Origin of the sequence: Algoriphagus faecimaris, assembly GCF_900101705.1 — a bacterium.
GTDB lineage: Bacteria > Bacteroidota > Bacteroidia > Cytophagales > Cyclobacteriaceae > Algoriphagus > Algoriphagus faecimaris.
In genome coordinates this window covers 1-11,726 of record NZ_FNAC01000031.1, presented here as the reverse complement: position 1 = coordinate 11,726, position 11,726 = coordinate 1, and the positions used below count along the sequence as shown (strand labels likewise).

Sequence of the window (11,726 nt, the reverse complement as noted above, 5' to 3'; positions counted from 1 at the left end):
AGCAAATTCTATTTACGTCATTTCCTTATTTTCTATCTGTTAATTTAGTTTTTTAAATTCATTTTCCTTATCAGTCCAAGCAAAAAAAATGCTTATTGAATCAATATATTTGACCAATAAAGGCCCATGTTTGTAATATTTGGTGATATTTTAAACGGTTGATTGATTGTGTTATTCAATGATATTTTCAAATCCTCCCGTTTAAATGGTGAGCAATTACTTTGAAAAAAACATTAAAAAAGCCCGAGAAAAATCAAATCTTCTCGGGCTTTTTGGTTTTTGGAGGGTTTCTTAAATCACCCCCTCAAAATATTCAATCGTCTTAACCAGTCCTTCTCTAAGGGGCACTGTGGGTTCCCATCCCAATTCTTTTTTGGCCAAATCAATAATCGGCTTTCGCTGCATGGGATCGTCTTGAGGTAGGGGTAAGAAAACTAGTTTACTTTTTGAGTTGGTTAATTCTATCACAAGCTCTGCCAATTCAAGCATGGTGAATTCTCCCGGATTTCCAATATTAACCGGCCCGGTAAATCCATCTCTGGAATTCATCAGGCGATACATGCCTTCGATGTTATCATCTACGTAGCAGAAGGATCGAGTCTGCTTGCCATCTCCATAGATCGTGATGTCCTCGCCTTTCAATGCCTGTACGATAAAATTACTGACCACACGTCCATCATTGGGATGCATTCTCGGTCCGTAGGTGTTGAAAATTCGCATCACCTTGATATCAACTTTGTGCTGACGGTGGTAGTCAAAAAACAAAGTTTCTGCACATCTTTTGCCTTCATCGTAGCAAGCTCGAGGCCCAATGGGATTGACATTTCCCCGGTAAGATTCCGGCTGCGGATGAATTTCTGGGTCTCCATAGACCTCTGAAGTAGACGCTTGAAGAATTTTGATCTTGAGTCGCTTGGCCAAGCCGAGCATGTTCATGGCTCCAATTACCGAAGTTTTGGTGGTCTGAACGGGATCGAACTGATAATGAATAGGAGAGGCAGGGCAAGCCAAGTTATAAATTTCATCAACTTCCACGAAAAGCGGATGGGTGACATCGTGTCGAAGCAATTCGAAGTTCTTATTGTCCAATAGGTGATGGATATTTCTGCGATTTCCTGTGAAAAAATTATCCACACAAAGGACCTCATTTCCTTCTTTGAGTAATCTGTCGCAAAGGTGACTTCCTAAAAATCCACCACCTCCACTTACTAAAATTCTTTTCATTTCTTTCTAAAAGGGTTTCAAATCAAATCGATCAAAAATAAGTAAATGTCTTCGAAATCAAATTTTAAAAATGAGATTTGATTGATTAATCGTAGATGTTGATCGGCGATTCAGTTTACTTTTCGAGCTCCCGAATCACTCTTGCAGGATTTCCAGCTACTATTACGCCTTCAGGGACATCTTTGGTCACGACAGATCCTGCACCGATGATAGAGCGATTTCCAATTTTTACTCCGGGGCAAATGATGCTTCCACCACCTATCCAAACATCCGAACCCACCTGTATTTCTTTTCCGTATTCCCAAAGTTCACCCCGCGTTTTGGAATCAATGGGGTGGGTCGCCGGATAAAATTGCACATTGGGTGCCACCAATACCCGATCGCCAAAGCTAACGCTGACCACATCCAAAATCACACAGTTGAAGTTGAAAAATACATCATCGCCTACGCTGATATTGGAACCATAATCACAGAAAAATGGAGGCTCGACCCAAAAATTAGCTCCCACTTTTCCAAAAAGCGCATTCAGAATTTCCTTTCGAAAGCTCATGTCCTCAGGGTCTGAGTGATTTAACTTGTGGAGTAATTTTCTTGCTCTTAGCCGCTCCTCGAGTAGTTCAGGGTCACTAGCCTGATAAAGCTGACCTGCAAGCATTTTCTCTTTTTCCGTCATTTTTTTCTAGTATAAAGTAAAGCTTCCTCCACACCTCGGATTTCAGCAAGACCTTTGAGCCTTCCAATCGCTGAGTATCCTGGATTGGTCTTCTTCTGTAAATCATCCAGCATCTGATGGCCATGGTCAGGGCGCATGGGGATGCATTTGCCTCGCTTTTCTTGGACGTTTAGAATTTCCTCGATGACGGCTACCATAGGAACATCTCCCTCTAAGTGATTGTCTTCAAAAAAGTTGCCGGCTTCATCCCGCTTGGTACTTCGGAGATGGATAAAATTGATGTGATCGCCAAATTCGGCAACCATGGCAGGCAAATCATTATCAGGCCTTACTCCATAACTTCCCGTGCAAAAGCAAAGTCCATTATGCGGACTGGGATTATCTTGGATGATTCTACGTACGTCTGCTGCCGTGGAGACCACTCTTGGCAAGCCGTAAAGGGAAAATGGTGGATCGTCCGGATGTATGGTCATGTAGACTCCCACTTCCTCAGCTACTGGCACGATTGCATCCAAGAATAGGCGCAGATGCGCCTGAAGTTTTTGAGCGTCGATGCCATCGTAGGTTTGAAGCATAGCCCGAAATTCATCCAAAGTATAGCCAATCTCCGAACCCGGCAGTCCTTTTAAAATATTATCAATGATCAATTGATGTTTTTCTGAGCTTAGCGCCTCATAGTATTTTTTTACTTCGGCTATCTCTTCTTTGGAATATTCTTCCAAAGAAGCAGGCCTTTTCAAGATAAAAAGATCAAAAGCCTGAACGGCCTTCTTTTCGTAAAAAAGCGCTTTTGCACCGTTAGGTAGTTCTTTGAAAAGGTCTGTTCGGGTCCAGTCCAGGACAGGCATAAAGTTGTAACAAACCGTAAAAATCCCTTCAGCAGCTAGATTTCGGAGGGTTTGCTGATAATTGGCAATGAGTTTTTCGAAATTACCCGATCTCGTTTTGATCTGCTCATGAACGGGCACAGATTCGACCACGGACCAAGTTAAGCCGGCATCTTCAATGGTTTTTTTGCGAAGCTGAATCTCCTCCCGAGTCCAGATATCTCCATTGGGAATGTGATGAAGGGCAGTGACAATGCCAGTTGCCCCAGCTTGTCTGATATCGCTCAAACTAACTGGGTCACCTGGACCATACCAGCGCATGGTTTGTTCCATTTTATAAGCCATAGGTTATGTTTTTTGGGTTGAATAATTTTTTAAACGCCTGAGTAGGCGCTGAATCCTCCATCTACCGGAATGACTGATCCTGTTACAAAGGCAGATGCATCGGAGCAAAGCCATTGCAGGGTGCCAAGTAAATCTTCTGGAGCACCAAATCGATTCATCGGCGTATGGGAAATAATTTGATTACCTCTCGTTGTCAATTCCCCATCGGATTTGGTGAGAAGGGTTTTGTTTTGTTCGGTTAGGAAGAATCCAGGAGCTAGTGCATTGACACGAAAGTTGGGTCCATGCTTGGAGGCGAGTTCGATCGCCAGCCACTTGGTGAGGTTGTCAATCGCCGCTTTTGCAGATGCATACCCCATTACTCTTGTCATAGGTCTTGATGCTGCCATTGAGCTGATATTTAGTATATTACCTCTATTGTTTTTAAGCATCAATGGAAGGATAAATTTGATCGGTAAAACCGTTCCCATGTAGTTTAGATCGATGACATTTTTAAGGGAGTTGGTATCCAAATCGAGAAAATTTTGATCGGGAGTCACCACTGCCCCAGGCATATTGCCACCTGCTGCATTGATCAATATATCTACCGTTCCAAAATCAGATTTAATTCTCTCGGCGGCATTCTGCACGCTGATCGGATCCGTTACATCACAGCGGTAGCCGCTTCCTGTACCACCAGCCACTTCTATTTCTGAAAGCAGCTGTGTCATTTTTGTCTCTGTGCGTCCCAAAATGATGATTTCAGCTCCTTCTTTTGCCAAATGTAAACTCATGGTGTGCCCCAGCACTCCAGTAGCACCGGAAAAGACGATTTTTTTGCCAGTAAGGTCAAATAGATTGGTTTTCATGATTTTAAATCAAAGTTTTTAGGTGAAAAGTCGAAATAATTGCAAGCATTCTGATAGCAAATGTCTGAAATGATTTTTCCCAGCCATTTTTCATCCCAAGGGAGGATTCCATTTTGAACATCCTGCCCGAAAAGATTGCAAAGTATTCTTCGGAAATATTCATGTCTTGGAAAAGATAGGAAACTTCTCGAATCGGTCAGCATCCCGATAAAACAAGAAATCAAGCCCATATTGGAAAGGGTATTGATTTGTGCTTCCATGCCGTCTTTTTGGTCAAGATACCACCATCCCGAACCGAATTGGATTTTGCCTTTGATCTCTCCTCCATTGAAGTTACCAATCATCGTAGCAAAAATGGCATTGTCCCGAGGATTTAGATTGTACAATATGGTTTTAGTGAGCTGTTCGCTTTCCTCAAGAGAATTCAAAAATCCCGCAAGGGCTTTGGCCTGATCAAAATCCCCGATAGAGTCAAATCCTGTGTCTGGACCTAACTGCCGTAATTGATAAGTATTGGTGTTGCGCAGTGCACCTAAGTGAAATTGCTGCACCCAACCTTTCTCAAAATACATGCGGCAAAGGGCCTGTAGAGTTTTGAATTTGAAAAATCGAGATTCTGAATCACTCAGTTTTTTTCCAAATCGGATCATGGTAAAAAGCTCCTCGATTTGATAGTCTTCACCTTCAAAATAATAAAGTTGCTCCAAACCATGGTCCGAAAGTCGGCAGCCTCTTTGATGAAAATAAGCTATCCGAACCTGAAGTGCCGCAAGCAAATCTTCAAAAGAATCGATTTTGAGATTAGCCGCTTGCCCTAATTTTTCCAAATAAGAAAGGTAAGATTCTGGGTTTTCAATGGCGTAAGCTTTATCCGGTCTGAAGGCAGGGTAGAGCTGTAGTGAATTTCCTTTCTGAGCAAAATCCACATGATCACCCAATGAATCGATGGGGTCATCCGTGGAGCAAATGACTTCCACTTTCATTTTTCCCAAGAGTCCAAGGGTACTAAAATCAGGAGTTTGAAGTAGCTGATTGCAATGCGCATAAACTTCTGCTGCATTTTTCTCTGACAATAATTCCTCAAAGTCAAAGTAGCGCTTGAGCTCCAGGTGGGTCCAATGATACAGGGGATTTCTAATCGTAAAAGGGACCGAATAAGCCCACTTTTCAAATTTTTCTTCGGGGCCTGCCTCTCCGGTGATGTATTTCTCAGGAATTCCCAGCGTGCGCATTGCCCGCCATTTGTAATGATCGCCCGCAAGCCAAGCTTCTGTCAGGTTTTTAAACTGCCGGTTGCCATTTACCTCAGCAGGAGGGAGGTGATTATGATAATCGATGATCGGGAGATTTTTGGCGTAGGTATGATATAAGGTTTTGGCGTAGGTAGATTGAAGTAGGAAATCATCGAATAAAAAAGACATGGGCTGATTTGCTGAATTCATGGAGTTTAGGTACTGATATTTAAATTTTTTGTACCCTTGAATTTACCTCGAATTAGAGGTTTTCTTACATTTAAATACGAAATCGTTTTCGAATATTTTACACCATTTATCCGAATCAATTTTATTTGGAAGCTGATTTTGTTGATTTTTAGCCGATAAACCCTAAAACCAAATGAAGAACGGTATTAGCTTAAAAGAACTGGCAGCAAGGTTAAAACTTGCCCCATCGACCGTTTCAAGAGCTTTGAATGATAGTTACGAAATTTCTGAGGCTACTAAAAAAAAGGTTATTTCAATGGCCGAGAAACTCAACTATCAACCCAATCCTTTCGCCAGAAGCCTCCGAGAAAACAAAAGCAAATCCATCGCAGTTATTATTCCGGAGCGTATCAATAATTTTTTTGCCCAAGTCATAGATGGAATCGAATCTATCACATCTGAGCATGGGTATCATTTATTAGTTTATAGTACCCATGAGGATGTGGAAAAGGAGAAAAAAATTGTTTCGCTTCTTCAAAATGGAAGAGCAGATGCTATTGTAATGTCTGTTTCGAGTCAAACAAATGATATTTCCCATTTAAAAAATCTTTATGAGCGTGGTTTACCGATTTTGTTTTTTGATCGAGTATGTGCTGAGATCCCCACTACAAAATTTATCACCAATGATTATGAAAGTGCTTTTGAAGGAACAAAACATCTATTACAGCAGGGTTGTAAACGTATCGCATTTTTGATGCTGAGCATGGAACTTTCTATCACCCGCGAACGACATCGAGGATATTTGGATGCTTTGAAAAATGCGGGTATTGAACCTGAGTCGAGATTAAGTATTTGCTGTAGTCATCAGGATGCGGAAAATATCCAACTGATTACCGAACTGCTGAATTCTAAATCTCGTCCGGATGGAATTTTGGCTTCGGTGGAAAAGTTAGCTCTATCTACCTATCATGCCGTTAAAAAGACCGATTTGTCTATTCCCGATGACCTTAAAGTGATTTCTTTTTCCAATATGAGCATTCCAAATCTTTTGAATCCATCACTCACCACGATTACACAACCTGCAGAGGCTATTGGTCAAGAATGTGCAAAAATCCTAATTAAAAAGTTGACTAAACCCCGACAGCCAGATTTGCCAAATGAGGTGATTTCCTTACCTAGCAAATTGACAATTCGTGAGTCTACTTTAGTACGATAAAAAAAGCCACCTCTGAGTGAAGTGGCTTTTATAGAATTAAACCTTCGGCGGTTCCCAGCCTTTTTCATAGGTCCTAGACCATAGCTTCATGGCCTCTTTAGAATTGGTAATTCGGCCTGAGGAGGAATCGCATTCCAGTATCTCTCCGGTTCTATAGCCGATATTTGCCAAATGGCAAAGCAAGGTGCTGACCGCTCCTTCTTCGATATTGGAGTTTTGTTTCTCTTTACCTCTGACAGCATTGAAGAAGTTGACCACGTGGGTAGTGCTCATATCTCCTCCGCCTCCTAGGGCTGTACCAGCTTCCGAACCGCTAGAGCTACTGTCTTTAATCAATTTGGCAGCTCGGTCATAGTGTTTGTAGCCATTTCTATTGACAAAAACGCTTCCTTCGGTACCGAAAATGATGGTTCCTCGATCTGAACCATAGGTATTGTAGGCATTTCGGCTTTTGCCGTCCCAAATGATCGTCGAGCCGTTTTTAAACTTAAAGGTTGCTTCCATGGTGTCATACATGGTCCAGCCGTCATTAGGATAGTGCTCCTTTGCTGCGTCGACAAAAACCTGTTCCGGATAATCCACTTGCAGGGCCCATCGGGCTACGTCCAATTCATGGGTGGCATTGTTGCCTGTTTCAGCGGTCCCATAATCCCAACCGTACCAGTGCCAGTTGTAATCCCAAGTGTCATGCATATAAGGTTTGCGGGGGGCTGGTCCTTGAAATAGTTCCCAATCCAACCCTTCCGGCACAGGGGCAGGAGAGGGGTTGACTACTTCGCCTCTTGCATTAGAATAAAAGGCCACAGCTTTATATGCCTTCCCAATAGCTCCATTATGAATAGCGGTAATGATCTCTCGACTTTCTGGCGCAGATCGCTGTTGATTTCCCATCTGCACGACCTTGTTGTATTTCTTTTGCAAAGCAATGAGAAGTTCTCCCTCTCGAGGATTATGCGAGCAGGGCTTTTCGACATACACATGCTTTCCACGCTCCATGGCTAACCAAGTGCCGGGCGCATGCCAATGATCCGGAGTGGCATTGATGAGAACATCCAAATCTTTGTCCTCCAATACTTTCATGATATTTCCTTCAAGCTTGGGTTGATAGTCAATATGCTTGGAAAAATTAGAAGCAGCATTATTCATCTGACGCTGCATGACATCGCAGAGATAAAGCAGGTTGACATTGGAAGATGGCAGAGCTATGGGCTCATAGAATGCACCAAGTCTTCTGCCTAAGCCTGCGATGGCAACATTTAATCGATCATTTGCTCCGATGATTCTCCCATAAGATTTTGCTGAAAAACCCACTGCTCCAAAGGCTGAAAGGCCTAGGGTGGCTGCCGTGCTTTTTTTGATAAAATCTCTTCTTTTCTGGTTATGCATGGTTTTAGGGTGGTTAGTTCAAGGTTTTAATTTTGATATTTTTAAAGCTGACTTCGTCTCCATGATCTTGAAGTAGGATATGCCCTTCAGGTGCCTCTCCGAAGTTTTCCCAAACTTTATACTTACTGATTTCGACCAGGTCTCTGTAGTCTTGAGATCCTCTTGTGTATTCTAGCACTTTGATTCCATTAAGGTAATGTTCCACCTTATTGTCTGGATGAACGACTATTCTTCCCTTGTTCCATTCGCCGATTGGCTTTAAGAATCGATCTTGCTTTTCGGCTTTGATCAGGTCATAAAGGGAAGCTAGAGTCCGGTTTCCTTCTCTTCCCATCTTGGCATCAGGGTGATTTTCATCATCCAGAATCTGATATTCCAATCCTATAGCCGAACCGGTATTTTCCTCTTGAAGGGTGACAAAATACTTCACACCACTATTGGCTCCTTCACTAAGTTTGAAATCAAACGCTAAATCGAAGGCTGAGAACTGCTCTTCTGTCACAATATCTCCCGCATTGGTGGATTCTCCTCCGCCTGAAGCAGCGATGGTCAAAACACCTTCATTGACCGACCAGCCAAAATCTGGAAAAGTCTCTTTATAAGCACCTACCCAGCCTTCTGCGTTTTCGCCATTAAAAAGTAATCTCCAGCCTTGAGTAAGCTCATAATCAGTGAGCTGATTGAGTCGGTTGTTGACCACAAAAACAGTTGAATTAAAGGGCTTCGGGTCTAGGTTTTCGGTTTTGATGCGGATATTTCGAAAGTAAGTTTTGTTTCCGGCATCCTCTGGATTGGAAATGCTGTGGACTTGTAGCCCGATGAATCCACTTTTATCCGTATCATCTACTACATAGGCTACTTCCTGACCATTGAGCCAGGTTTTTATTTCATCGCCAATGACTTCGATGCGGTATTGATTGAATTCACCGATTTTGAAAGCAGATTTGGCATTAGGATTAAGTTCGAGAGGGTAAAGCCAGCCTCTACGTGCTTCATCGTAGATCCCTGCTGACCAGCCTCTGTCGGTGGGGTCTGCCTCTACTTGATAGCCGTAGACCAAACCCTTTCCGTCTCTGGCTTGGGGATCATATTGTCCGCGGGCCATGATGCCGGAGTTGGAGGTTTCATGTTCTACTTTTAGCTCAAGTTCTAATATAAAATCACCAAAGCTTTCCTCAGTAATCAAAAAGGTATTAGGAGATCCGGCTACTGCCGTTCCAACGATCACACCGTCTTCGATAGAAAATTCGGCAGTGCCGGCCACGGCTTTCCAACCACTGAGGTCTTCACCATTGAATAATTCTTTCCAATTATCAGTGCTACTCTCAGGCGTGGAGCAGGCGAATATCAGAGGGAATAAAAGTACCGGTAGAAATTTCAAGAAATGTTTGTTCATGGATTTAATATGCTAATTCGTTTTCTAAATTCAAGATTTCAGGCGATTGCTACAAATTGCCATTCCTTGAAATTACGCAATCGTTTGCGGGTTTCCGCATAAAAATATTGGAATAGTGGCTAAGGCTTGCCCATAAGGATTGAACTGAAATCCCTACTTTTGTGCATGCTTGATTTTAATCAGAAGGAAAAAGTCTTTGTCACTTGCAAGGATCGCTCGGTATCGTATTTGGAAAAGGAAGTTCGCGAATTGGGCTTTGTACCTGAATCAGTCAGTCGAACGGGTGTGGAGCTGAGGGCTTCTCTTGAGGATTGTATGGATTTAAACCTACATCTCCGCACGGCTTCCCATGTGCTTTACGAAATCAAATCATTTTATCTCCATCATGCGGATGATATCTATCGTAGAATGAAGGCGATTCCTTGGGAGGACTATTTGGATGTGGATGGGTATTTTTCGGTTAATTCTGTCGTGGATAATGAATCGGTAACCACACCATTAATCGTGAATGTAAAAGTAAAAGATGCTATCGTAGATCGTTTTCGGGATAAGTTTGGCAGAAGACCAGATTCTGGTTCAGATTTTAATGGTTTGGTTTTTCAGATTTTTTGGAAAGAAAATCACGCCAATGTCTATATCAATACTTCAGGAGATACGCTCGCCAAGCACGGCTATCGCAAAATTCCTGGCAAAGCTCCTATGATGGAGGACTTGGCTGCAGCCACGATCTATGCAACAGAATGGAATACCCGAGTACCTTTTATCAACCCCATGTGTGGGTCAGGGACTTTGGCGATCGAAGCCGCATTGATGGCAACCAAAAGATACCCCGGGCTTTTTAGAGATCACTATGCTTTTCAATCCATTTTGGGCTATGATGAAGCTGCTTATCAGGCTAAAGTGACCAAATTGAAAAACAAAATCACCGAGATTCCCGAACTCAAAATCATTGCTTCTGATATCTCTTTGCAAGCGATTTCCTTTGCACAGGAAAATGCGGCTACCGCAGGAGTGGATCATATGATTCAGTTTGAAGTCTGCGATTTTGCCGAAACACCTATTCCTGAAAAACCCCGTGGAGTGATCATTTTTAATCCTGAATACGGAGAGAGACTAGGTGAGGAAGCCGAGCTTGAGGAGATTTATAAGCGAATGGGGGATTTTATGAAGCAAAAATGTGCTGGCTATCGCGGCTATATTTTTACTGGAAATATGCAACTCGCCAAAAAAGTAGGCCTAAAAGCCAGTCGGAGAATTGAATTTTGGAATGGAACGATTGATTGTCGATTATTGAAATACGAACTTTATCAGGGGAAAAGGGAGGATTAAGTTTTACTGAAAAAATTATCCATCTTCGGTATTTATGAATTTGAGAGTTTTAATTTTTTCAAAATTTTGTATCGCTCTTGTAAATTTCAACGCCAAGCCCATTCTGCTGCGCTGCTAGACAAGCAGGAAAACAGAATATCCCAATTTGGGAAAAAATAGATTGTTTTTTGTATATTTGAATCATGAGAATTATTGCCTTCAGAACCATAAAAGAGTTCTTTGAAAAGTCAGAATACTCAGATTCTGAAGCCTCATTAAGGGCTTGGTATCATGATGCTAAAGCAGCTCAGTGGAAAAATTCAAACGAGCTAAAAGAACAATTTAAAAGTGCAAGTATCGTCGGAGAGGGAAGAGTAGTTTTCAATATAAAAGGCAATGATTATAGGTTAGTTGTTGCGATTGACTATGAGTTTCAAGTGATTTTCATAAGATTCATAGGAACGCATAAACAATATGATAAAATTGATGTAAAAACGATTTGATTATGAATATTCGGCCAATTAAAACAGACGAAGATTATAATTCTGCTCTTAGCAGGGTTGAAGAATTATGGGGAGCAAGAAAAGATTCACCTGAAGGTGATGAGCTAGATTTATTGGTAACCTTGATTGAGTCCTACGAGATGAAGAACTATCCCATTACTCCGCCTGACCCGATTGATGCTATCAAGTTTAGAATGGAACAAATGGGAATGACTAAAACCGATATGGTAAAATACCTTGGTAGTCAGAGTAGAGTAAGTGAGATTCTTAATAGAAAAAGAGGTTTGACTTTGGGTATGATTAAGTCATTATATAAAGGATTAAAAATTCCAGCAGAGATTCTATTAGCTTGATACATTTAATTCGAATTTGCTACACACGGATTTTCGAGTCTTCCTAAAACGGAGTGAATTAAATTAGGATCTTCTGAAAAACGCTAAATTGAATTAAAAGCTATCTAATTGGTCTTTAAACAAATTTTTTAAGGTTCTACCCTGAATTTAATGGAATGATTACCTTTGAGCAAAAAGATGTTTACAGAGGGACTTTTCACCAAGTTGCTCCAATTGGAGGATGGTT

At 41.7% G+C, this 11,726-nt stretch carries 11 protein-coding genes; 4 read left to right on the top strand and 7 right to left on the bottom strand.

From position 1 onward, the window contains the following. Nucleotides 1–291: 291 nt before the first annotated feature. The 5 genes from BLQ57_RS14795 to uxaC form a co-directional block, all read right to left on the bottom strand. On the bottom strand, nt 292–1,224 hold the full coding sequence (locus BLQ57_RS14795) for a UDP-glucuronic acid decarboxylase family protein (RefSeq protein WP_087940312.1): 933 nt from the start codon (nt 1,222–1,224) through the stop codon (nt 292–294). Nucleotides 1,225–1,339: 115 nt separating this feature from the next. Continuing rightward, nucleotides 1,340–1,897 (bottom strand): sugar O-acetyltransferase, encoded by a 558-nt coding sequence (locus BLQ57_RS14790; RefSeq protein ID WP_087940313.1) that lies wholly within the window; start codon nt 1,895–1,897, stop codon nt 1,340–1,342. Beyond that, nucleotides 1,894–3,069, bottom strand: a complete 1,176-nt coding sequence (gene uxuA, locus BLQ57_RS14785; RefSeq protein ID WP_087940314.1) for a mannonate dehydratase — start codon at nt 3,067–3,069, stop codon at nt 1,894–1,896. The genes BLQ57_RS14790 and uxuA overlap by 4 nt, the downstream gene beginning before the upstream one ends. Nucleotides 3,070–3,098: 29 nt before the next feature. Beyond that, entirely contained in the window at nt 3,099–3,917 is an 819-nt protein-coding gene (locus BLQ57_RS14780) for an SDR family oxidoreductase (protein ID WP_087940315.1), read from the bottom strand. Beyond that, nucleotides 3,914–5,359, bottom strand: coding sequence for a glucuronate isomerase (gene uxaC, locus BLQ57_RS14775; protein ID WP_087940316.1), 1,446 nt, complete (start codon nt 5,357–5,359; stop codon nt 3,914–3,916). The genes BLQ57_RS14780 and uxaC overlap by 4 nt, the downstream gene beginning before the upstream one ends. 172 nt (nt 5,360–5,531) lie before the next feature. On the opposite strand from uxaC, the gene BLQ57_RS14770 reads away from it, so the two are divergent. After that, on the top strand, nt 5,532–6,554 hold the full coding sequence (locus tag BLQ57_RS14770; RefSeq protein WP_087940317.1) for a LacI family DNA-binding transcriptional regulator: 1,023 nt from the start codon (nt 5,532–5,534) through the stop codon (nt 6,552–6,554). A gap of 36 nt (nt 6,555–6,590) precedes the next feature. On the opposite strand, the gene BLQ57_RS14765 is transcribed toward BLQ57_RS14770, so the two are convergent. After that, nucleotides 6,591–7,940: a Gfo/Idh/MocA family protein gene (locus BLQ57_RS14765; RefSeq protein ID WP_087940318.1), complete on the bottom strand. Its 1,350-nt coding sequence runs from the start codon at nt 7,938–7,940 to the stop codon at nt 6,591–6,593. A gap of 13 nt (nt 7,941–7,953) precedes the next feature. Then, a complete protein-coding gene (locus tag BLQ57_RS14760) occupies nt 7,954–9,336 on the bottom strand; it encodes a 3-keto-disaccharide hydrolase (protein ID WP_087940319.1) in 1,383 nt (460 codons plus the stop codon). Nucleotides 9,337–9,501: 165 nt separating this feature from the next. Here BLQ57_RS14760 and BLQ57_RS14755 point away from each other — a divergent pair, with 165 nt between their 5' ends. From BLQ57_RS14755 to BLQ57_RS14745, 3 genes are all read left to right on the top strand, one after another. Continuing rightward, the gene (locus BLQ57_RS14755) at nt 9,502–10,665 is read left to right on the top strand and encodes a THUMP domain-containing class I SAM-dependent RNA methyltransferase (RefSeq protein ID WP_087940320.1); all 1,164 of its coding nucleotides are present in this window, start codon (nt 9,502–9,504) and stop codon (nt 10,663–10,665) included. 182 nt (nt 10,666–10,847) lie between these two features. Continuing rightward, the gene (locus BLQ57_RS14750) at nt 10,848–11,147 is read left to right on the top strand and encodes a type II toxin-antitoxin system HigB family toxin (RefSeq protein ID WP_087940321.1); all 300 of its coding nucleotides are present in this window, start codon (nt 10,848–10,850) and stop codon (nt 11,145–11,147) included. Between the two features lie 2 nt (nt 11,148–11,149). Then, nucleotides 11,150–11,500: a helix-turn-helix domain-containing protein gene (locus BLQ57_RS14745; RefSeq protein ID WP_087940322.1), complete on the top strand. Its 351-nt coding sequence runs from the start codon at nt 11,150–11,152 to the stop codon at nt 11,498–11,500. The last annotated feature ends 226 nt before the right edge of the window (nt 11,501–11,726 follow it).

What these genes read in the sequence shown, in the direction of transcription:
- BLQ57_RS14795 (WP_087940312.1), bottom strand. Translation starts at nt 1,224, where the DNA reads ATGAAAAGAATTTTAGTAAGTGGAGGTGGTGGATTTTTAGGAAGTCAC.
- BLQ57_RS14790 (WP_087940313.1), bottom strand. Translation starts at nt 1,897, where the DNA reads ATGACGGAAAAAGAGAAAATGCTTGCAGGTCAGCTTTATCAGGCTAGT.
- uxuA (WP_087940314.1), bottom strand. Translation starts at nt 3,069, where the DNA reads ATGGCTTATAAAATGGAACAAACCATGCGCTGGTATGGTCCAGGTGAC.
- BLQ57_RS14780 (WP_087940315.1), bottom strand. Translation starts at nt 3,917, where the DNA reads ATGAAAACCAATCTATTTGACCTTACTGGCAAAAAAATCGTCTTTTCC.
- uxaC (WP_087940316.1), bottom strand. Translation starts at nt 5,359, where the DNA reads ATGAATTCAGCAAATCAGCCCATGTCTTTTTTATTCGATGATTTCCTA.
- BLQ57_RS14770 (WP_087940317.1), top strand. Translation starts at nt 5,532, where the DNA reads ATGAAGAACGGTATTAGCTTAAAAGAACTGGCAGCAAGGTTAAAACTT.
- BLQ57_RS14765 (WP_087940318.1), bottom strand. Translation starts at nt 7,940, where the DNA reads ATGCATAACCAGAAAAGAAGAGATTTTATCAAAAAAAGCACGGCAGCC.
- BLQ57_RS14760 (WP_087940319.1), bottom strand. Translation starts at nt 9,336, where the DNA reads ATGAACAAACATTTCTTGAAATTTCTACCGGTACTTTTATTCCCTCTG.
- BLQ57_RS14755 (WP_087940320.1), top strand. Translation starts at nt 9,502, where the DNA reads ATGCTTGATTTTAATCAGAAGGAAAAAGTCTTTGTCACTTGCAAGGAT.
- BLQ57_RS14750 (WP_087940321.1), top strand. Translation starts at nt 10,848, where the DNA reads ATGAGAATTATTGCCTTCAGAACCATAAAAGAGTTCTTTGAAAAGTCA.
- BLQ57_RS14745 (WP_087940322.1), top strand. Translation starts at nt 11,150, where the DNA reads ATGAATATTCGGCCAATTAAAACAGACGAAGATTATAATTCTGCTCTT.